Origin of the sequence: Prosthecobacter sp. (assembly GCF_020439865.1) — a bacterium.
Classification (GTDB): domain Bacteria; phylum Verrucomicrobiota; class Verrucomicrobiia; order Verrucomicrobiales; family Verrucomicrobiaceae; genus Prosthecobacter.
Genome location: NZ_JAGRPF010000103.1, coordinates 28,199 through 49,489, shown reverse-complemented (window position 1 = coordinate 49,489; position 21,291 = coordinate 28,199). Strand labels below are relative to the sequence as shown.

Sequence of the window (21,291 nt, the reverse complement as noted above, 5' to 3'; positions counted from 1 at the left end):
GGGGGATTGTCAATGCAGCGGGCAATGACGAGTGACGAATTCGTGGATGACGAAGTGTGATTACGATCCGCAACGCGTGACGACGTCTTGTTTTCAAAGCAACTCCACTGCAATCTCGTCGAACTCAACGATGCGCCAGCCGTTGAGCGATTGTCCGTCAAACAGGGTGAGCTTGGTGTTTGCGGGGGCTGCCGTGGGTTGCACAGCGGTGCCCGGAGGAAGTTTGGCGGCACGCTGCTTGCGGCGCATGACGACGTCATCGCGCTTCGTGCGCACCCGCAGGGCGTCGCTGCTGCGTCCCTGGGCCAGAAGTTCTTTCTCCAAGGCCGACAGCACTTCGATGTAGCGGTCGTAGAGCGGCAGAGAGTCGGCGTCTTTTTGCTGGGAGTAGTTCTTTTCCGCGCCGCGGTAGGTGTTGCGCAGTTTGACGACAGTCGAATGCAGGCCGGAAGGATCGATCGAAGGCATGAACTTGTGCGTCGTGAAGCGCTGCTTCTCCTCCCGCAACGCAATCGCTTCATCAAGCCGCCCGGCCTTGGTGGCCTCCTGCATCGAACGGTCCAGCGCCTGCACATAGCCGGTGCCCAACGTTGTGAGCTGATCGGAGTAGGCGACGTTCACTTCACGTTCGAACGCGGTCTGGAACTGTGATTCGAGAGTGGCCAACCGATCGGTGATGGGCTTGGCGTTGTCGGCGGGCGTCGAGGGCGGGACGGGGGTTGTGGCTGTCTTCGGAATGGTGACCACCGGCGTGGCAGGTTTGAAGGTGCTGCTGCTGTTGCTCGAAGCAGGTTTGACTGTTTGCGCAGTTGTCGGCGGAGTCATCGAGGGAGGAGGCAATCTCTCGACGTTGGAAGGAGGCGAGGTGGAAGGTGTCTGTGAGGGGACCGTTTTGACCGACGGTTCTGTGTTCTCAGCTGTTTCGAAAGGATTTTGAGGCGGCTCAGGATTATGTCGGTTGACGACGAACCAAGCACCAACACCGAGCATGACCAACGCTGCGATGACATAGGGCATCGTCGAGGTCTGCTGCGGCTGTGGATGTGGCGGCGGAGAATAAGACTCGTAGGGCGATGCTGGGCGACGCTGCTGGGCCGAGGCCGGATTTCGCGACGAGGGAACCACCGTTCGACCGGGTGTATTAGCCGGTTGTTTAGGCAGCACGGCGCTGGATTCCTTGCCGGGTTCCGCCCGTGGCGTGGTCAGGATCACGTCCAGCGCGATGCGCATCTCGTGGCTGCTTTGATAGCGCTCTTCGCGATCATGCTCCAAGGCGCGGCGGACGATGCCGTCGAAACGCGGATCGATGCTTTGGAACTTCTGCGAAGGCATCTTGAACATGCCGCGCGGGATGTCGCCAGTGAGCATCTGGTACAGCATGACGCCCACGGCGTAGATGTCCGCGCGTCCGTCCACGTCAGATCCAAACATGAGAGTTTCGGGGGCCACGTAATCAGGTGTGCCCATCGCCATGCCGGTCTGGGTGAGACCGGTGTTCATCGTCTTGTCAGCCAGCTTCGCGAGGCCGAAGTCGGCCACTTTGACACGACCCTCAGTGTCGATGAGCACGTTGGAGGGCTTGATGTCGCGATGCACGACGCCCTGCTTGTGCGCGTAGCTCAGCGCATCGCACAAGTGTGCGGTGATGGCGAGCGCGTGTTCCGGCGGCAGCTTGCCTTCGCGGGCGATCATGCGCTGAACATCGGTGCCATCGACATACTCCATGACGAAGTAGAGCTGACCGTCGGTGGTGCGGCCAAAGTCATACACGCTGACGATGGCGGGATGGTTCATACGGCCCATCAGCTTGGCCTCGTTTTTGAAGCGCTCGGCGAAGGCTGTGTCCTGCTGCTCGATCGCCGGTGGGAGCAGTTTGATCGCGACGGAACGTTCGAGACTGAGCTGAATGCCCTTGTAAACGGCACCCATGCCGCCGCGGCCGACCAGCATCTGAATCTCGTATTGCGGCAGCATTTCCTGCAACGCCTCCGGAGTCGGCGGTTCCCAGCGCCAGCCGCCGCCGGTGGTCTTCGGCGGAGGGACGGGGGAGGTCGATTCACTCATGGTCGGTCTAGGGAAAGGGAGGGCGTACTCAATAGCAGAATTTTATCCAGTCGTACGAGAAGTTGTCACGGATCACAAGCATCGAGACAAGGAATTACGCGATGGGTTGATTTCTGTGACAGACTCGACTAACTCCGCCTCCCATGAACGAAAGTCTGAAGATTCTGAGCGGTTCAGCTCACCCCACGCTGGCGCAGTCTATCGCCAAAAACCTGAACATTGAACTGTGCGCCGCTGAATTGACCACCTTCCCGGACGGCGAGACTTTCGTGCAAATCCACGAGAACATCCGCGGAGGTGATGTCTTCATCGTGCAGCCAACCTGCCCGCCGACGAACCAAAACCTGATGGAGCTGCTCATCATGGTGGACGCCGTGCGTCGCGCCAGCGCTTCGCGCATCACTGCGGTGCTGCCGTTTTTTGGCTACGCCCGTCAGGATCGCAAAGACCGTCCGCGGGTCCCGATCACGGCGAAGTTGGTGGCAAACCTTCTCGTGGCCGCGGGAGTGAACCGTGTGCTTACGGTCGATCTGCACGCCGGGCAGATTCAGGGGTTCTTTGACATTCCCGTGGATCATCTCTACGCGGCCCCCGTTTTGATGAAGACAATCCGTGAGCGTGAGATCAACGATCTCGTGGTGGTCTCTCCCGACGTGGGCGGCATCAAGATGACGCATGCCTTTGCCAAGGCGCTTGGTGCTCCAATGGCCATCGTCGCCAAAAACCGTGTCAGCGCCGAAGAGGTGGAGGCTCACAGCGTCATTGGCGATGTCGCCGGGAAAAACGTCCTGCTGGTCGATGACCTGACCGAAACCGCCGGGACGCTCACCGCTGCCGCCGACCTGCTCCTGAAGCACGGGGCGAAAAAGATCTATGCGGGGGTCTCCCACGCCGTTCTGGGCGACAAAGGCCGGGAACGCATCGCCAAATCGCCCATCGTCGAGCTGCTCTCCACCAATTCCACCCCCCAGGCGACCGGGGAAAAGGTCACCTCCCTGGACATCGCCCCGCTGCTGGCCCAGGCCATCGAACGCATCCATGGCAATGAGTCTGTGACTTCCCTGTTTGACACACGGGGGTAGGCGTGTATTCTCCGCGCCCTTTTTCCAAAACTAATCCCTCTCAAGAGGACACCGACCATGGCCAAAATTCTCGATCTCCAGGCAGAGCCCCGCACCCAGTCCGGCACCGGCGCCGTCAAGCGCATGCGTAAAGCCGGCAACATTCCTGCCGCTCTTTACGGCCGCAAGGTGAAGCCTTCCAACATCCAGGTGCACGGCAAGACCTTCTCAAAGCTCCTCGAAGGCAGCGCTTCGGACAACATTCTGGTCTCCCTCAAGATCGCCGGTGCTGCTGAAAACCAGCTCGCGCTCGTTCAGGAAGTGCAGCACGACTATCTGCGCGGTGGCATCCTTCACATCGACTTCCACGCGGTGGCTGCCGACGAAGAAATTCACGCCAACGTTCCCGTGGTCATGGTGGGCGAAGCCCCCGGCCAGAAGCTGGGCGGCATGCTGGAAGCCATTCATCACGAACTCGAAGTGCGCTGTCTGCCGAAAGATCTTCCTGAGAGCATTCAGGTGGACGTTTCCAACCTCGAGCTCGGCAAGGGCATCCATATCGGTGAAATCACCTTCCCAGAAGGCGTCTCCTGCCGTCTCGGTGCCGACGTGGTCATCGTCATGTGCGAAGAGCCCAAGGTGGAGGCCGAGCCCGAGCCTGCTGCCGCCGCAGCCCCTGCCGCCGGCGCTGCCGCTCCTGCCGCTGGTGCAGCTGCTGCTCCTGCAGCCGCCGCTGCCAAGAAGTAACCGTCCTCGCACCTTTCCCACGATGTGGCTTCCGGCGCGGAAACAACGAGCAGCGGCCTGAACGTGCCGCGCCTAATTGTCGGCCTCGGCAATCCCGGCGAAACCTACCGCGACACCCGCCACAACATCGGATTCATGGTGCTGGACGAAATCGCACGACGCCTGCCTGCCGCTTTCCACGAGGAAAAGCGCTGGACCGGTCTTGTGGCCAAGTTCTCCGGCGGCCACCTTCTCAAGCCGCTCACTTTTATGAACGACAGCGGGCGTTCGGTGCAGTCGGTCGCTCATTTCTACAAGTCCTCGCCGGAGCAGACGCTTGTGGTCTATGACGATGTCGATCTTCCTTTGGGCCGCCTGCGTTTTCGCACCAGCGGCTCCGCCGCCGGTCACAACGGCATCCGCTCGCTCATCTCCTCCCTCGGCACCGACAGTTTTCCGCGCTTGAAGGTCGGCATCGCCCCGGTTGACGGGCGTCCTGCAGGAGAGCGCATGGTCGGTCATGTGCTGGGCAAATTTCGCGCCGAAGAGCAGCCCGCTCTGCAAGCCGTGATCCAGCGCGCCGCCGATGCCGTGCTTTCTGCGGTTGAACACGGCCTGGAAGCCGCCATGAATGTCTTCAACCGACAACCCCAATCTTAAACCCCGAAACCACACCACCTATGAACCGCAAATACGAGGCACTCATCGTGCTCGACACCAAAGGCAAAGAAGAAACCGTTGACTCTCTTGTCAGCACCATCAGCAAGGACATGGAAAAGTCCGGTCTGAAGCTCGAGCAGATCGACAACATGGGCAAACGCAAGTTCCCCTTCAATCCGCGCCACGTTGAAGCCGGTCACTTCGTGAACATCCAGTTCTCCGGCGAGCCTTCTGCTTTGGACAGCCTGCGCGCCAAGCTGCGTCTCAACGAAAACGTCTATCAGCAGTACTACCTGAAGCGCAGCGCCTAGTCTGCTGTCGTTTCGTGCCTTTCACCCCGGTCTCGCTTTGATCAGCGGGCCGGGTTTTTTTTGTTTCAAATCGCCGGTTAGGCATCGAGGCCGAACGCCGTGTGAACCACACGTGCGGCGTTTTCGATTTCGCTCTCCTGCACGATGACGGCGGTCTTGATCTCGCTGGTGGAGATCATCTGAATGTTGATCCCGGCGGCGGCGAGCGCTCGGAACATCGTGGCGGCGACGCCGCTGTGGCTGCGCATGCCGATGCCGACAACGCTGACCTTCGCAATGCCGCTGGTGGTCCGAAGCTGGGCCTTCTCGCCGAGATCGGGCAGGATCTTCTTCAATGCGGCCTCGGCCTTCGGCAAGTCGGCGGCGCTGAGAGTGAAGGAGATGTCCGTGATGCCGTCGAAGCTGACGTTCTGAACGATCATGTCGATCATCACATTCGCGTGGGCGATGGCATCGAAGATGGCGGCGCTGATGCCGGGGCGGTCGGCGACGTCATCGATGGTGACCTTGGCCTGGTTGCGCTCGAGGCTGACGCCGCGGACGACGACGGACTCCATGCCGGGTGTTTCTTCTTTCACGAGGGTTCCTGGGTTGTGGTTCATGCTGTTGCGCACTTCAAAGCGCACACCAAATTTGTTCGCAAACTCGACGCTGCGGCTCTGCATCACCTTCGAGCCGGAGGAGGCCATCTCGAGCATCTCCTCATAGGATATCTCGGGTATTTTGCGGGCCGTCTTCACGACGCGCGGATCACAGGTATAGACGCCATCGACATCGGTGAAGATCTGGCAGAGGTCGGCCTTGATTGCAGCTGCCATCGCGATGGCGGTCAAGTCGCTGCCGCCACGGCCCAGCGTGGTGATTTCACCGCTCGCGGTCTCGCCCTGGAATCCGGCGAGCATCACGATGTTGCCGTCGTCGAGCATCTTGTGCACCGCGTCAGGGGTGATGTTCACGATGCGGGCCTTCGTATGCACGCGGTCGGTGGAAATGCCTGCCTGCGCGCCGGTGAGAGACACGGCCTTGCCGCCGAGGGCGTTGATCGCCATCGCCGTGAGCGCGATTGTGGTCTGTTCCCCGGTGGCGAGCAGCACGTCCATCTCACGTTCGACGGGTTCGCATTCTGGAGAGACTTCCTTGGCCAGTTTGATGAGAGTGTCGGTCACGCCAGACATGGCGGAGACGACGGCGACCACCTGGTTGCCCGCACGCTGCGTTTCCAGAATGCGCTTGGCGCAATTGCGGATTCGCTCGGGATTGCCGACGGAGGTGCCGCCGTATTTCTGGACAATGAGGGCCATGCTGGGGTTGGGGAAAGGGCGCGGAAAATGGCACGGCGAACCGGTGGCGCAAGCGGGGAAATCGGATGTGAAGCGTCAGCTCAGTACCCGCTGCTGCTCAGCGGCTGACAATTCCCGCCATTGTCCGGGCTGCAGCCCCAAATCGGCCAGTTTCAGCCCGCCTATGCTGACGCGCACGAGTCGAAGGGTGGGAAAACCGACGGCGGCGGTCATCCGGCGGACCTGACGGTTTTTCCCTTCGGTGAGTGTGAGTTCGATCCAGCTTGTGGGGATGTTTTTGCGGAAACGGATCGGCGGATCACGCGGCGGATGGTCTGGATCTGTGTCGAGTCGCTGCGCCTGGCAGGGTAGCGTGCGGAACTCCTTCAAGTTGACGCCGGAGCACAGTTTTCGGAGAGCTTGGTCACTGACCGCACCGTCTACTTGCGCGTGATAGGTCCGTGGGTGTGCGTGACGGGGATTCAGCAGGCGGTCGTTCCATTTGGGCTCATCGCTGAGCAGGATCAGGCCTTCCGAATCGCGGTCCAGCCGGCCGATGGGATACACATCTGGCGGAAAACCGAATTCGCTCAGGGTGCGGTGTGTAGGGTGCTCCTTGGTGAATTGGGAGAGCACGTCGAATGGCTTGTGGAGGGCGAGGAGCATTATCTTTGCTTCAAGGCCTCAAGCTGCCGGGTCAATTCCGCACGGCGCTGCTGGTAGCGGGACTCAGATTCATTTCGTTCCTGGCCTTTGACCACGCCCATCATACCCGCTACCAAGGCAAAGATGCCCATGCCAATCGGGACCATTATAAAAATGCCGGGTGTGCCATGAGACCCGGCCGATGAAGCCATTCCAAAACAGACCACGGCAAAAAAGATGGTGAAGGCGAGGCCGAATATCGGATTGCCCGGCGGTCTGGGCCCGGTTCGGCCCTGCACCATGTGATTGGTTTGATCGATGCCCCACTCCCGGTCCAGACGCTCAAGCTCGTTTTGCAGTTCGATGACTTCGAGGCTCTCCGCCATCCTGCCGGTGTTCTCAGCAATCTTTGCGACTTCCTCGGTGAAGATCGAGTTGTCCGTGCGTTTCACCTCGAGGCTGCTGTGGCAGAACTGGCAGGTGACGAAGCGGGTCTTTTCAGCCACTTCGAGCGGAGCGCCGCAGTGGTTGCAACGAACGGAGAGCGTTTCCATGACGCCGAGGCTAGCGGGCGCGCTGGAGATTTTCAAGACTGGTTCCAAACCGCATCACATCTTCTAACGCGAGCCGTTTCTGCTCAAATTCCTCTTCGGTCATGCGGCGTGGGATGAGATGTGGTTTGTCGAAGACGAGTGTGATCTTTGAAAACGGCAAAGGCAGGAGGAATTCGTCCCATGTCTTGAACTTGATCGCACGGCTGTAATGCAGATGCACCGGAATGATCGGCACGCCGGTGAGCTGGGCGAGCTTCACGATGCCGGGCTGCACGCGATGCAGCGGGCCGCGCGGTCCATCGGGCGTGATTCCGATTTCGTAGCCTTCTCGCGCCTTCGCGGCGAGTGCGATGAGCGCGCTCATGCCTTTCTCCGGTTTTGAGCTCGATCCGCGTTCCGCTTCGATGCCGAAGCTTCCGCATACATCCGCGATGATCTGTCCATCACCGCTCGGGCTGGTCAAGATGGTGCCCGGCACATTGGCGAACCACTCGTGGTGCAGCCACGGGATGAGAAACATGCGGTTATGCCAGAAGGACCAGATCCAGCCGCGTCGGTTCGCGTCAAACACACCGGCGTCATCGCGAATTTCCCAGCGCAGCGTCACGCCGATCCCTCGCATGATCCATGCGATGATCTTGCCGGCGGACTTGATGCGGATTTTGGCCATGAGGCGCGCATCCTTGGCGCGATCCGACCGCACATCAACCCGGCGATGCAGCGGAAAGCGATTTCACCAGCTCGATTACGGATTTGCCCTCATCCCGCCGGAAGTCGGTACGATCGAAGATTTCGCTGATGACATGAAGTCCGAGACCGCCGATGCGCTGGCCTGTCGAGGGCGGGGCCACGAGTTTTTGGAAGTCCTCGTTCGTGATGCCTTCGCCATGGTGCTCGATCAGGATGCGAACCGCATCCGCATCCGATTCGATGCGGCAGCAGGCGGGGCGCTCGCTGCTGGTGGAGCAGTAGGCGTATTTGCAGATGTTGCTCATGACCTCGTCGCAGCCAAGGACGAGCAGACCGGTGAACTCGTCGCGCAGGCCATGCCACGCGGCCCAGGTCTCGATGAACTCCCGCACAAGTCTCAAGCTGTCCGGCTGGCAGGTCAGCGCGAGATCTGCCGGTGGTGGCGGGGTGTGATCGGTGATGGTCAGCACGGTGGCGTCGTCCTGATAGCTCGAGCCTTGGGCAAAAGCGCGCCATTGTTCAACGATGTGTTTGAGAAAGTCATCTCCGCCATCGGCCTTTTGCAGCGCGGCGGCGAAGGCCTGGTCTTCAAAGTATTCACCGGTGCTGTTTTGTACTTCGAGGATGCCGTCGGTGAAGAGCATCCAGTGGCGCCCGCTGCTCAGCGGCAGCGCATGCTCGCGATAGCGTGCGGCACAGGAGATGCCGAGAGGTGCATTGCCGGGGGCAGGAACTTCCTTCCACGTTTTGCCGTCGAAGACCTGAGCTCCAGGCAGGCCGGCGCAGCAGAGATGTACGCGGCGGGTTTTGGGGCAGACGAGCATTGCATTGATGGCGATAAAGCGGCCCGCCTTCATCACGCCGCACAGGCGCTGGTTTAGCGTCGCCATCCAGTCCGCCAGATTCATCGAGACACAGAGATGCGCGGTGGACGCGATCAGGGTGGTGCCGCGGGCCATGTCGAGAGCAGCAGGCAGGCCCTTGCCACAAACGTCGCCAACACCGAGGAGGATTTTGCCGTCGTCGATCTGATGCCAGAAAAAGAAATCGCCGCCGACTTCGCTCGCCGGTTCATAGAAGCTCTCCACGGCGATGTCTCCGAGGCGCACCTGAGGTGCGGGGAGAAATGAGTTTTGAATTTCAGTGGCGAGCGAAAGCTGCTGGCGGGTTTCGGCCTCGACGATGGCTTTTTTCTGCGATTCAAGCCGCATCAACGTCACGGCAATGAGGCTGCCGAAGGTTTCAAACATCTCCACATCCTGCGCGGTGAAGCCCGCTCCGTGATTGGGATTGATCGCCTGCATGACGCCGAGACAACGTTCGCCGTCGAGCAGCGGAATGGTGACCATCGCACGGGTGACGAGGTCGGACTTGTCCGCCGCCGGACGAAAATGCCGCGGATCGGTGAGCGCGTCCTCGATGTTGACGACTTTCTTCGTTGCATACACATCGCCGGCGATGCCCTTGCCCTTCGGCACACGGACTTCCATCGCGTTGATGGGATCCAAAGTGGATCGGATCAGCAAATCCTCGCTGGGCCCATCCGGCAGAAGTATGGAGCAAACTTCGCAGTCCATCACCTCGCGTGAACGCTTCAGGATATGATCGACGAGCTCGACGAGATTGTGCGTGCTGCTCAAACGTCGCGCCACTTCGAGCAGCACGCTTTGGCGTGATTCGATGGGCTGGGGATTACTCACGACGTTTGAAGATGTCGAGGAGGCCCTTCTTTTTTTCCTCAGGTGTGGCGGATTCAGGCGGCATGGGGCTGACGGGTTTGGGTGCCGGCCTGGCGCCGGATTCGAGTTCTTTGATACGCACAGGGTAGGGGCTATGGGTGCGCCGCATGTGTTCGATGATCTCCTCTTTGGAAGGAACGTCGTTTTCCTTGCTGCCGAAGATCAGTCGGCTGGGTTTTTCCGCGAGCGTGCCGGTGATGTATTCGCCCCAGACCACGAGGGCGTTCATCTCTTCGACCAGCGTATTGATCTTCCGCATCGTGGTGTCGAGGTGCTTTTCCAGTCCGGGGCCGGACGCGTTTTCGCCGCCGGCGAAGAGCTTGTGAAGGTCGGTGGTGATTTCTTCGAGACGCGTCTTCAATCCGGGCTTGCCATCGGGCGTACCGCCGATCGTCTGATGGAGCTCCTTGGAAAAGCCTTCGAGGTTGGCGAGGATGGCATCCGCACGAGGGGCGAGACCTTTTTCAGCCGCTCCTTTCGGGCCTTTGACGAGCTCCTGGATGCCTGTGGCGGTTTCATCGAGCTTGTCGGCCACGGCATTGATCTTCTGCCCGAAGCCGGGCGTTTTGTCATCACCGGCAAACGTGGTTTTCAGTTCCTGCGTGAAGGCTTCGATGTTCGCGAGCGATTCGTTGATCTTCTTGGAGGCATCTCCCTTGCCGAGCGGATCGGTGATTTTTCGGAGGTCTGAGGTGATGCTTTTGATGTCGGCGAAGATCGCATCCCCGCCAGGAATCATCATCTCAAGCATGCTGCCGAGACTTGTGGAGGATAGCTTCGCACCATCGACCAGCAGGCCGCTTTCATCATCTTTGCGCACCAGAGCGATGTGTTTTTCTCCGAGGATGGACTCGGCGCTGATGAGAACCTTCACATTGGCCGGGACCGGAGCCTTCTCGAAGACCTCAATGTGAACGCGCACCGTGCTGCTGGACACCAGCCGGTCTGCAGGAGCCAGGTGCTCGATGCGTTCGACGACTCCGATTTTGTCGCCGGCATACAGCACGGCGGTGTTGCGGTGGATGCCGGTCACGTCGGCGAAGTCCACGGAGAAGCGCAGATGGGGTTTGCGCCAGGGATCACCCGAGATGGCGAAGAGCAGCGCTCCGAGCAGCATCAGGGAACACAGAATGACCAGGGTGGCCACGGTGGCGTCTTGCTTGTTTTTCATGACTGGGAGGAGTGGATGGCAGAACGCGAGTACAAGCCGGTTTCATTGAGGCCGAGCAACGTTTCGCGGTAGAGCAGTTCGCCGGAACCGTCGCCGCCGTCGCCCTGAGGATCGCCGTTGATGAACTGCTGAACGGCGGGATCGGGATGCCCACGGATTTCATCGGGCGTGCCTGAGGCGATGACTCTCCCTTGATTGGCGCCGGTGCCTAGCATGATGATGCGCGTGCCGATACGGAAGACGCTGTTCATGTCATGCGTAACGACGACCACGGTCGCGCCGATCTTCTGCGTGAGGCGCTGAGTCAGTTCATCGACCACTGCGGTCATGATGGGATCCAGTCCGGCGGTGGGTTCATCGCTGAAGACAAGCGGTGGATCCAGCGCGAGCGCCCGGGCCAGCGCAGCGCGCTTTTTCATGCCTCCGCTGATCTCGGAAGGCTTCTTGTGGCCATGTCCGGTGAGGCCGACCTGCTCCAGCTTCATTTTGACCACGGTGTCGATCAAACCGGCATCGAGCCGAGTGTGTTCGACGAGCGGCAGCGCCACGTTTTCCGCGACGGTGAGCGATTGCAGCAACGCGCCGGATTGAAACAGCATGCCGTAGCGCCCGCGCAGCTTTTGCATCGCATCAGCACGCATGGTGGTGATCTCCTGGCCGAACACCTTGATGCTGCCGGAAGTGGGCTTCTCAGTGCCGATGAGATGGCGCAGCAGCGTGCTTTTGCCGCAGCCGCTGCCGCCCATGATGACGAAGGTGTCACCGGCATACACCTTGAAGCTCACGCCATTGAGCACCGTCTGCTTCCCGAAGTGACGCACGAGAGAATCGACCTCGATGATCGGTTCGGCGGCGGAGTCTGGCGGTGTGGACGACATCAGAAGAAAAACACGGCGGTGAGGGCGGCGTTGGCGATGAAGACGCTCAGCAATGAAACAACGACTGAACGCGTGGTGGCAAGCCCTACGCCTTCCGCTCCACCCGAGACGTTCAAGCCGATGCTGCAGGCGATGGTGACGATCAGCACACCAAAGACGCCGCTCTTGAGCAGGCCGATGCCCACATCACGCAGTTCGACGTATTGCAGTGCGTGGTTGACGTAGAAGGCCGTGGACATGTGGAGCGAGAAATGGCTGATCAACCATCCGCCGGCGAGTCCGACATAGATGCTGAACACCGCAAGGAGCGGCATCATGATGACCATGGCGAGAAATCGGGGCACAATGAGATAAGACATCGGCGGGATGGCCATGACTTCGAGGGCTTCGATTTCTTCAGAGACTTTCATCGTGCCGAGTTCGGCGGTGACGGAAGAACCGCTGCGCCCGATGACGATCACCGCCGTGACAAGCGGTGCGAGTTCACGAATAAGGCTGGAGGACACGAGTCCGGGCACATAGACCGTGGCGCCGAGCTTCGCGAGCTGTGCGGCGGATTGCATCGCCAGCACGACGCCGATCGTCAAAGCGGTGAGTGCTGACATCGGCACCGCATGGACGCCGATGCGCACAATTTGTGCGAAGGTGTGACCGATGCGCCAGGGCCTGCCGCGAAAGGGAGCCACGATGAGCCAGTAGAGAAGACCGCCGCACAAGGAAAAGTACTGGCGGAATGCTTCGATCATGGCGTGTGCGGGGCTGCCTAGCGTTTGCTCGTCAGGTCAGCGGTGTTCAGCGCGTCTTCTACCGACGGAAGATGGGTGATGAAATCGCCGAGACGGACGATCTTGAACGAGGCCTCGACGCGACCCTGAATGCCGGAGAGCGCAAACTCCGTGCCCGCTCCACTCGCATGCTGGAAGTATTCGACCACCACAGCCCAGACCGGCGTGTTGACGAAAGTGACTTTCGCAAAGTCGATGATCAGGCGCTTCACCTTTGCCTTCATCTGCTGCCGCACAAGGTTTTGGAATTCGGGCACGGTCGCCAGATCGGCCTCGCCTTCGAGTTCAATGACGACGGCGTTGGGATGGGTGCGGACGGTTGGTTTCATAAGGTTGGTTGGAGCGATCAAAGCCAGCCCGTTTGATTCAAGCGGCCGGTGAGCTCCATCTGCTTTTCAAGCTGGGCGGCATAGATCGCGGCGTTCTCAGCATTCGGTTTGCAGCGTGTGGACTCATCCAGCGTGACGAGCCTGGCGCAGAGCGCCTCGTAGCTGACTTTGCCCGTCTGATTGGCGTGGGCATAAGCGGCCTGGATCGCACCGCCGAGCGCGGCGCCTTCGCTGGTGTTGAGGGTGACGACTTCGGCATTGAAGCAGTCGGCGGCGATCTGGCGCCAGACGGCGCTCTTGCTGCCGCCCCCGGTGAGGCGGATTTCCGTCGGATTCATGCCGAGATCCCGGAAGCGTTTCAAACCGTAGGCGAGTCCGAGCGTGGCGCCTTCGACAGCCGCACGGGCGATGTTGGTGGGCATCATGTTCGTTGGACGAAGGCCATGGATGACTCCTGTGCCGTTGGGCAGGTTCGGCGTGCGTTCGCCATTGAGGTAGGGCAGGAACATCACGCCATCCGCACCGACGGGTGCCGATTTCACGGCAGCTTCGAGCTGACGCAGATCCCAGCGGAACATCTCGCGCACCTGTTCGGTGACGACGGTGACGTTCATCGTGCAGACGAGCGGCAGCCATTGATCCGTGCTGTCGCAAAACGCGGCCACCTCGCCCTGGCCGTCGACCACCGGTGATGCGGCCACGCCATACAGCGTGCCACTGGTGCCGAAGCTCGCAGTGACGACGCCGGGCTTGATGTTGCCGGTGCCGATTGCGCCCATCATGTTGTCACCACCGCCGGCGCTGATGATCACGTCATAGCTCAGGCCCCATTTGCCGGCCAGTTCCTTACGGATCGTGCCATGCACGGCTTTGGAGGAGCCAAGCGGCGGCAGCATTCCGCGCACGCTGGGATCGATGTAATCACAAATCTCGTAGGCCCATTCGCGTGTGTTCACGTTGAGGATGCCCATGCCCGAGGCGTCACCGTATTCCATGCGTTTCACGCCGCTGAGCCAGAAGTTGATGTAATCATGCGGCAGCAGGATGGTTTTCGTCTTCGCGAAGTTCTCCGGCTCGTTCTGCTTCATCCACAGCAGCTTCGGAATCGTGTAGCCGGGCAGCATGGCGTTGCCCGCGACGGCGATCACGCCCGGCTGGCCACCGAAATGATGCGCGATCTCCGCGCATTGCGCCTGCGTGGAGGTGTCGCACCAGAGCTTAGCCGCACGCACGGGTTTGTCGTCCGCGCCGAGCGCCACCAGGCCGTGCTGCTGGCCGCTGACGCCGATGCCCGCGATCTTTGATTTGTCGCTGCCGATTTGTTCGAGGCACTGCTGCACGGAGGCATCCACCGCATCAATCCAGTCCTGTGGGTTCTGTTCGAGATGTCCGGGCGGCAGCCCGTCGATCAAATCGTATGAACTGTGTCCTGTGGCGACGATCTTGCCCGTGTCGAGGTCGAGGACGATGGCCTTGGTGCTTTGCGTGCCGCTGTCGATGCCGAGGAAATACATAAGAGGTTGAGAAATGGGAGGGAAGCTAGGTTTAAGTCGGAAAGGGGAGCCGGGTCAAGAGGTCAAGTGGCGGCAGGTCCGCCGTTCCCGCAGGTCAATCCTTCGACTGGATGTTTCCCGATTTGCGAATGGCGCGCAGCAGGCGCCAGCCGAGGAAGAGGGAAACGACATAGCCGAGGGCACCGAAGACGGAGACGCCGAACAGCACCGGCTTTGCCTCGCGGCTCCACAGTTCGCTGGAACCGAGAAACACGGCCGCGGTGAGCACGCCGAGCACGAGGCGGTTTACGATGGGGTCGAGATGACGGTGGTCGAGATGCACCGTGAGCGTACCGTCACGGAAACGTGCGAGCAGGTCTGCCAGGTCACGTGGCAGCGCCTTGAGCAGGCGATCCCAGGCGCGATAGGCACGCACGGCGCGTTTGGCGATGCGGCCCGGAGAGAGACGGCGCAGCAGCAGGCGCGAACAGTAGGGCTGCATGAGTTCGGAGAGGCTCACGTCCGGACTGAACCGCCGCGAGGTGCCCTCGAGCACAATGATAGTCTTTAGCAGCATGGCCAGCGTCGGCGGCAGCACGATGTGATGGCGGCGGATGATCTCCACCAGATTGGCCAGCGCGGCGCCCACGTGAATCTCATTCAATGGATGGCCGGTGTAGTCCGCCATGAACTCCTGCAGGTCGGTGCGCAGTTTCTCCCGCGAGCAGGAGGACGGCACCGCACCGAGGTTCAGCACCTGTTCCGCCACGATGGCGGAATCGTTCTCGACGATGCCCAGCAGGAGCGATTCCACCTCTTCGCGCAGATCTTCATCGATGCGGCCCACCATGCCGCAGTCGATCACTCCCACGACGTTGCCCGGCAGCAGGATCAGATTTCCAGGATGCGGATCGGCGTGGTAGAAACCGTCACGGAAGACCATTTCGAGATACATATTCGCACCGCGTCGGGCGAACTCGCCCAGGTCTTCGCCGGATTGCTGCAGATCTTCGATGTCCGTGCCGCGGATACCCTCCAGACGCTCCATCGTCACGACCTGATGCGAGCAAAAATCACCGAACACCTCGGGGATGCACACCGTGGAGTCGTCGGCAAAGTTGCGGCCGAATTCCTCGAGGTTGCGGCGTTCGTAGGTGAAATCGAGTTCGCGCAGCAGCGTGCGGCGGAACTGGCGCACCACCGCGAGCGGCTGGTAGGTGCGCAGGGCGGGGGAGTGCTTTTCCAGCAGCTCGGCCAGTGCCTGCACGATCTCCAGATCCGTGGCCGCCTGTTCAGCCACACCGGCGCGGCGCACCTTCACCACGACGCTCTGGCCGGTGGTCAGTACCGCTGCATGGACCTGGGCGATGGAGGCTGCGGCGAGAGGCTCATCTTCAAATTCGGCAAAGAGTTCCTCGATGGGATGCTCCAGCTCTTTCTCGATGGTCGCCCGCGCCACTGCGGCGGCATCCGGCGGGACGCTGCTCTGAAGTTCCGAAAGCTCTTCCGTCAACTCAGGTCCGAGCAGGTCGGAGCGTGTGCTGAGCATCTGGCCCAGTTTGATGAAGGTCGTGCCCAGTTCCGTGAGCGCCATGCGCGTGCGTGCGGCGGTCGTCACGGAGCCGATAAGCGCGTGACCGTCCGAACTCTTCAAACGGTCCTTGAGCCAGGCGTAGTCAAATCCGCCGAACAGATCCGCCAGCCCATATTTTCCAAGAACGGCGGCGATCTCCGCGATGCGCTTCGCGTGGCGTTCCATTCGTGCAAGGGCGTCGATTTTCATCCTGCCATAGTTTCCGCAGGAAAATGACGGCTGACAATGCGTAAAGCAGGCTTTGGGGTGGTGTTTCGAAGCTGCCGCGTGACATCTCACCCGGTGCCTGTATCCCTGTTGCATGAGCGCTCCCAAAATCCTCGCCTTTGCGGGCAGCACCCGCACCGCTTCCTTCAACAAGCTGCTTGTTCGTTTCGCCGCCGATGCCGCACGGGCCGCCGGAGCGGAGGTCACGGTTGTCGATCTGCGTGATTATCCATTGCCGTTGTTTGATGGTGATATGGAGGATCACGAGGGCATTCCGGAGAACGGGAAGAAACTCAAGACGTTGTTTCGTGAGCACGACGGCTTCCTCATTGCCTCGCCCGAGTACAACAGTTCCATCACCGCCGTGCTAAAAAACACCCTCGACTGGGTTTCACGCAGCGAGACGGATGATGAACCCGCGCTGATTGCCTATCGGGGCAAGGCTGCGGCACTGTTGAGCGCCTCCCCCGGCGCTCTTGGCGGTTTGCGTGGCCTTGTTCATGTGCGCGCCATCCTTGGCAACATGGGAGTCGTCGTTCTGCCGGAACAGGCGGCCGTGCCGAAGGCTCACGAGGCTTTCGATGTCGGTGGTCGGCTCAAAGATGAACGCACCGCAAGACAGGTGACGGGCGCGGCCAAGTCGCTCGCCGAGTTCTTGAAAAAGTTTGTCGGCTAGCGCGCCGGCTTCTTCAGGGCTCGCTGCAATCGTGAGAGCGTGCCCCGTGCGCGCTTGAGAGTCAGCGCGCATTCCCAGATGCGCAGAACGGTCCATCCTGCCTTGGTCAGTTCGCGAGTCACCAGACGGTCGCGGGTTTGATTGCGCAGGATTTTTGTCTCCCAGAAGATGCGATTTTGCTTTGGCTGCGTGGCATGGCGCGGGCAGCCGTGCCAGAAGCAGCCGTCAACAAACACGGCGAGGCGTTCACGCCGGAACACAAAGTCGGGCCGGACCTTGATCCCGGCAGACCTGACTGTCAGCGGAAGCTGCCGCCGCCATCCGGTGATCTTCTCATCGCGCATCAGCTTCATCAGCCGCAGTTCCGTGGCTGCGTTGCCATGCGAGCGGATGCGGCTCATCACCTCGCTGCGCTTGGCCTTGGTGAAGACGTCCGGCATGGGCTGGGCCGCGGGTGAGCAGCTTGTCCTTACGCGGACTTGCCTGATTTGGCGGTTGCCGCGCCCTTCCTGGCGCTGGCTCCGCGCGTGCGCTCGGATTTGATCGGGATGGGCTTGAGGCGGATGGTTTCGACCTGCACAATTTCTGGAGGCGGGAAAAGGTGGCCGGCCGGCTCAGATTCACCTTCGATTGCAACTTGTGCGCTGCGCAGTGCCGCGATTTTGGCTTCTAGTTCCGCAAGCTCGCTCCGGGCGGCTTCGATCTTGGCGGCAAGTTCCGGGCTGGCTAATTCATCGGGCTTGGAGGCATTCTCAGGTGCCGGGGAACGTTTGGGCACGGCCATCTGCGCGGCGCTCTGCGAACCGTTGGCCTGAACGTCGCGGTAGCGTTGTTCGACCGCGGCGAGACGCTGTCTGGCATCGGCCAGTTGCTGTTTGGTGTCCGCGAGCTCCTGGCACTGCCGTTCTAGTTCTGCACGTTCGGTTCGCACCTCGTTCAATTGCAGGGTTTCAGTCGTGAGCTGCTGTTTGGTGTCGGCCAGGTGTTGTTTCGTTCCGGCGAGTTCCTGGCATTGCTGTTCGAGTTCCGCACGCTGTGCTTTGACCTTTTCGAGATGCTGTTCTTCGGCTGTGAGCTTGGTGTGGCGGGCCGCAAGCTCCTGACATTCTTGGTCCAGCTTGGCACGCCGCGCGCTGACTTCATCGAGGCGCTGCAATTCGGCGGCGATCTCGGCCCTGCACGACGCAAACTCAGCTTTGTGGGATGCGAGATTTTGCTCATGCCCGGCATGCTCCTCCTGCAGACGCTGAAGCGCGCCCTCGGCGGCGGCGCTGCTTTGCTCCAGCGACATGAGGAGGGCTTCCAGATCTTTGACGGCAGCTTCGTCGCGTTGCTGCTTCACACTGAGCGCGGTGCATGCGGCGTTTAGCGCGGCATGCTTTGCCTCCTCCTCAACGATGCGCTTCTCGTGCTCAATGATCTGCTGGCGCAGCGAGTTGAGAAGTCCTTCGTCCTGCTCGCATTCATCGCGCACTTTTTGGAGGCGTGCCTGGGCCTCCTCCTTTTGTTGGTCAAAGGTTTTCGCTTCCTCCTGAGTCTTGTTGATCAGCTCGGTGAGACGCTGAAGCTCGGTCGATTTTTCGAAATGCTGCGCGTTAAGGCGCTCGAGAGCGGCCGCTTTTTCGGCGTGCTGGTCGGACAGGGTGGCGATGGTTTCAAGCCACTCGCGGTGGGCGGATTCGGCCTGCTGCACGGCGGTCTTGACGGGCTCCAGCTTCGTCTCCTCGGCGCGCAGAGATTCCACCCGGGCGAGGTGCAGCGCGCGTTCTTTTTCAGCACGCTGCTGCCAGTCACGCAGTTCTTTCTCGGCCTCTTCAACCTCTGCTTTGAGGCGTGCTTTCTCTGCTACCAGGCGGGAAACTTCTTCCGCGGAATCGGTGCCGGGCGTTGTGGTGGTCTCCTCGGCCGTTGTCTTCGGGGGCGGAGGTGCAGCAGTGGCCGGATCTTCAAGGTCGAGAGTGCCTACGAGCGGGCCGAACGCGAGGGTGTCCCCATGAAGCAGGGTGCTGCTGAGCTGCTTTTCTCCGTTGACGAAAGTGCCGGAGGCGGATTTGAGATCAAAAACCTGAAGACTGCCGTCGGCGTTCTGCACGATTTCGGCGTGATGCGGGGAGATGCGTTCATCGTCCACGACGATGTCATTGTCCTCTTCACGACCGATGGCGATGTGTTCCTTGAGTGGAACCACCACTTCCTGCCCGTCTTCAAGAACGAAAGTGAGTTTTGCCATGGGGGATTGTTTCGTTGAAGCTGCGGCAGCAAAGTCGATGATGTGACTGGAATCAATGAGGCATTTGAGACTGTCGTGAAATGAACGCGGCGCCTAAACTAGCCGGTTGTTTTTTTTGTCACGCGCACCAAGGCGGCCTCATAGTTTTTCAGCTCGGTGTGGGCGAGGTCGGCCTGCTGGCGCAGCTCGTGGCGCAGGCGTTCGGCTTCGGAGATGTCGGCACGAAGTTCGGCGAGCTTGTGTTCCAGTTCGGTGATTTTTTCGCGGCGTTTTTCCTCCTCGGTTTCCGCAAGCCCGATTTTGTGTTTGATGGCGGTATAGTGTTCCTCGTCGCGCCGTATCTTGGCCTCCAGCTGTCGTTCGTGCTCGCGCATCATGGCGTCGGAGGCGGGGCCTGAGCGCGGATGGATTTCCTGGCGGGCGCGCTCCAGCCGGAGGTGTTCGAGGTGGGCCTCCTCACGCTGCACGTTCTCACGCAGGTGGGTGAGACGCGCACGCAGAGTCGTTTCCTGCACACTGCCGATGCCCACCCGGGCGGTCGTGGCACGCGGCGGTTCAGGGGGACGGTTTGCTTTTGTCGGCGCGTTTTGCTGGGGCTCGCATTCGGGTTCGTTGCGCGGCTCGGGGGGCGAGCCAACAAGGGCCTGCGAGCGCGCGGTGGTGATGAGATCGTGGAGGCCGTTTTTTTCCCGCTCGATTTCGCGCCAGAGGTCCCGCGCCTCGGAGGAGTCCTGCGGCAGCGTGGCGAGGCGCGCATAGAGCAGGTCCATGGCCTCCTTCCAATCTCGCAGCGGCGTCAGCTTGGACACCAGTTCGGCCAGCTCCCTTCCCTGGGTGGCAAGGCTGGAGGCAAGCTCCTGCTTCTGTTCGGCGTGTTCCTTCTCGGCTTCGACGGTTAGCTGGCGAACTTCCTCGAAACGCACTCGTTCTTTGCGTTCGGCGGCCGACAGCCGGGTGAGTTCGGCGCGCAGATCCTTCTCGCGCGCATGCAGGACATCGATCCGCCCCTTGGAGGCGCCTTCCTCCCCTTCGAGGTCTTTGATGCTGGATTGCAGGGAGGCGATCCGGGTCTTTCCTTCCGCGATTGAGGCATTCACCTCTTCAAGATTCTGTCCGGCGGTTGCGAGCCGCTGCTTTTCTTCGGCGAGTTTCTTCCCGGTTTCGGCGAGTTCCTGGCACTGACGCTCGATTTCGGCATGGCGCTCCTGGGTTTCTTTCAGCCGTTTTGTTTCGGCGTTGAGTTCGGCAATGCGTGTGGCGAGGTCCTTTTCACGGGCGGCGAGATCCGTTTGCACATTCAGCAGGGACGCTTCCGACTGCCGGCGGCTTGTCTGGGCTTTGTCGGCCGCTGCGGACGCCTCCTCTCGAGAATGTTTGAGAGCGGCCACGCGTGATTCGAGCTCCTTCGCCGCTTCTTCCGACTGCTGCCGTTTCGAGTCGAGCTCGGCAAGCGCGGTGGTGAGAGCGGCCTGCCTCTTCTCGGCTTCACGGCAGCGTTCGAGCGTCAGCACCAGTTTTTCTTCCGTGCCGGTCAGCTCTTGAATGTGCGCCTGGATCTGGGTGCGGCTCTGCGAAAGCTGGTCGAGCTTTTTCTCCGCAGCGTCGACCTGGTCGTTGCGAACTTCGGCGATTTCCTTGCAGTGTCGGCTGTGGGCCTCGAGTTCGGCGATCTGGCGCCGCAGCTCATCGAGCACGGTTTCATCGTGCGCCTGTTCCTCACGCATCTGCCGGAGGTGGGCGAGCGTTTGCTCCCTCTGGGTGGCGAGATCTTTGAGATCCTGCCTGGCGCTGTTTTCGTCTTCGGCGAGTCGCTGCAGGTCGGCTGATTTCTCATCGTGCCGGGCGGTGATCTGTGCCAGTGCGGCAGTCCTCTCCTCATGCTGCGCAGACAGGGCCGTGATGGATTGGATCCATGCGACATGCGCTTTCTCGGCTTCGTGCACCGCCGCCTGCACCGGGCCGAGACGTGCTTCTTCGGCCCGAAGCGACTCCAAGCGGGTGCTGTGCAGGTTTCGTTCATCTTCGGACCGCTTCTGCCATTCGACCCACTCCTTTTGTGCCTTGTCGAACTCGCTCTGCAGCTGCGCTCTCCTGCCCTCCAAGGCGGATGCGGCCTCTTTGTGTTTGGCCTGCTGGAGCACCAGATTCTTCACTTCTTCCTGCAGCCGGCTTTTTTCTGCTTCTGACGCGGCGGCGGC

Annotated in this window: 20 protein-coding genes; 5 read left to right on the top strand and 15 right to left on the bottom strand. The window is 60.8% G+C overall.

Annotated elements, in window-relative coordinates; genetic code table 11:
- Positions 1-93 precede the first annotated feature (93 nt).
- Complete coding sequence (locus KDL09_RS11220) at positions 94-2,064, bottom strand: serine/threonine-protein kinase (RefSeq protein WP_294384801.1); 1,971 nt, start codon at positions 2,062-2,064, stop codon at positions 94-96.
- A gap of 143 nt (positions 2,065-2,207) precedes the next feature.
- Between KDL09_RS11220 and KDL09_RS11215 the strand changes: the two genes are divergently transcribed.
- From KDL09_RS11215 to rpsF, 4 genes are read left to right on the top strand one after another with little or no spacing between them, the layout of a single operon-like run.
- Complete coding sequence (locus KDL09_RS11215; RefSeq protein WP_294384799.1) at positions 2,208-3,146, top strand: ribose-phosphate pyrophosphokinase; 939 nt, start codon at positions 2,208-2,210, stop codon at positions 3,144-3,146.
- Between the two features lie 57 nt (positions 3,147-3,203).
- A complete protein-coding gene (locus tag KDL09_RS11210) occupies positions 3,204-3,872 on the top strand; it encodes a 50S ribosomal protein L25 (RefSeq protein WP_294384798.1) in 669 nt (222 codons plus the stop codon).
- 24 nt (positions 3,873-3,896) lie between these two features.
- Positions 3,897-4,511: an aminoacyl-tRNA hydrolase gene (pth, locus tag KDL09_RS11205; RefSeq protein ID WP_294384797.1), complete on the top strand. Its 615-nt coding sequence runs from the start codon at positions 3,897-3,899 to the stop codon at positions 4,509-4,511.
- 20 nt (positions 4,512-4,531) lie between these two features.
- Entirely contained in the window at positions 4,532-4,822 is a 291-nt protein-coding gene (gene rpsF, locus KDL09_RS11200; protein ID WP_294384796.1) for a 30S ribosomal protein S6, read from the top strand.
- Between the two features lie 77 nt (positions 4,823-4,899).
- Here rpsF and KDL09_RS11195 read toward each other — a convergent pair whose 3' ends face one another.
- The 11 genes from KDL09_RS11195 to KDL09_RS11145 form a co-directional block, all read right to left on the bottom strand.
- Positions 4,900-6,123: an aspartate kinase gene (locus KDL09_RS11195; RefSeq protein WP_294384794.1), complete on the bottom strand. Its 1,224-nt coding sequence runs from the start codon at positions 6,121-6,123 to the stop codon at positions 4,900-4,902.
- Between the two features lie 75 nt (positions 6,124-6,198).
- A complete protein-coding gene (locus KDL09_RS11190) occupies positions 6,199-6,768 on the bottom strand; it encodes a pseudouridine synthase (protein WP_294384792.1) in 570 nt (189 codons plus the stop codon).
- Positions 6,768-7,301, bottom strand: coding sequence for a hypothetical protein (locus KDL09_RS11185; protein WP_294384790.1), 534 nt, complete (start codon positions 7,299-7,301; stop codon positions 6,768-6,770). Before KDL09_RS11185 ends, KDL09_RS11190 begins: the two co-directional genes overlap by 1 nt.
- Positions 7,302-7,311: 10 nt before the next feature.
- Entirely contained in the window at positions 7,312-7,971 is a 660-nt protein-coding gene (locus KDL09_RS11180) for a lysophospholipid acyltransferase family protein (protein WP_294384788.1), read from the bottom strand.
- Between the two features lie 34 nt (positions 7,972-8,005).
- Positions 8,006-9,691 carry a SpoIIE family protein phosphatase gene (locus KDL09_RS11175; RefSeq protein ID WP_294384786.1) on the bottom strand — a complete coding sequence of 562 codons (1,686 nt, stop codon included), beginning with the start codon at positions 9,689-9,691 and terminating at the stop codon, positions 8,006-8,008.
- Positions 9,684-10,901 carry an MlaD family protein gene (locus KDL09_RS11170; RefSeq protein WP_294384785.1) on the bottom strand — a complete coding sequence of 406 codons (1,218 nt, stop codon included), beginning with the start codon at positions 10,899-10,901 and terminating at the stop codon, positions 9,684-9,686. Before KDL09_RS11170 ends, KDL09_RS11175 begins: the two co-directional genes overlap by 8 nt.
- Positions 10,898-11,779 carry an ATP-binding cassette domain-containing protein gene (locus KDL09_RS11165; protein WP_294384783.1) on the bottom strand — a complete coding sequence of 294 codons (882 nt, stop codon included), beginning with the start codon at positions 11,777-11,779 and terminating at the stop codon, positions 10,898-10,900. The genes KDL09_RS11170 and KDL09_RS11165 overlap by 4 nt, the downstream gene beginning before the upstream one ends.
- Positions 11,779-12,525 (bottom strand): ABC transporter permease, encoded by a 747-nt coding sequence (locus tag KDL09_RS11160; protein WP_294384782.1) that lies wholly within the window; start codon positions 12,523-12,525, stop codon positions 11,779-11,781. Before KDL09_RS11160 ends, KDL09_RS11165 begins: the two co-directional genes overlap by 1 nt.
- Positions 12,526-12,542: 17 nt before the next feature.
- Positions 12,543-12,893: an STAS domain-containing protein gene (locus tag KDL09_RS11155; RefSeq protein WP_294384780.1), complete on the bottom strand. Its 351-nt coding sequence runs from the start codon at positions 12,891-12,893 to the stop codon at positions 12,543-12,545.
- Between the two features lie 17 nt (positions 12,894-12,910).
- Positions 12,911-14,407, bottom strand: coding sequence for a xylulokinase (gene xylB / locus KDL09_RS11150; RefSeq protein WP_294384779.1), 1,497 nt, complete (start codon positions 14,405-14,407; stop codon positions 12,911-12,913).
- 94 nt (positions 14,408-14,501) lie between these two features.
- Positions 14,502-16,169 carry an AarF/UbiB family protein gene (locus KDL09_RS11145; protein WP_294384776.1) on the bottom strand — a complete coding sequence of 556 codons (1,668 nt, stop codon included), beginning with the start codon at positions 16,167-16,169 and terminating at the stop codon, positions 14,502-14,504.
- A 112-nt stretch (positions 16,170-16,281) separates the two neighbouring features.
- Between KDL09_RS11145 and KDL09_RS11140 the strand changes: the two genes are divergently transcribed.
- A complete protein-coding gene (locus tag KDL09_RS11140) occupies positions 16,282-16,863 on the top strand; it encodes an NAD(P)H-dependent oxidoreductase (RefSeq protein WP_294384774.1) in 582 nt (193 codons plus the stop codon).
- Here KDL09_RS11140 and KDL09_RS11135 read toward each other — a convergent pair.
- The 3 genes from KDL09_RS11135 to KDL09_RS11125 all read right to left on the bottom strand — a co-directional run bounded on the left by KDL09_RS11135 (position 16,860) and on the right by KDL09_RS11125 (position 21,246).
- A complete protein-coding gene (locus tag KDL09_RS11135) occupies positions 16,860-17,303 on the bottom strand; it encodes a very short patch repair endonuclease (RefSeq protein ID WP_294384771.1) in 444 nt (147 codons plus the stop codon). The two genes, KDL09_RS11140 and KDL09_RS11135, sit on opposite strands and share 4 nt — an antisense overlap.
- A 29-nt stretch (positions 17,304-17,332) precedes the next feature.
- Positions 17,333-19,093 carry an FHA domain-containing protein gene (locus KDL09_RS11130; protein ID WP_294384769.1) on the bottom strand — a complete coding sequence of 587 codons (1,761 nt, stop codon included), beginning with the start codon at positions 19,091-19,093 and terminating at the stop codon, positions 17,333-17,335.
- Between the two features lie 98 nt (positions 19,094-19,191).
- A complete protein-coding gene (locus KDL09_RS11125; RefSeq protein WP_294384768.1) occupies positions 19,192-21,246 on the bottom strand; it encodes a hypothetical protein in 2,055 nt (684 codons plus the stop codon).
- Positions 21,247-21,291 lie beyond the last annotated feature (45 nt).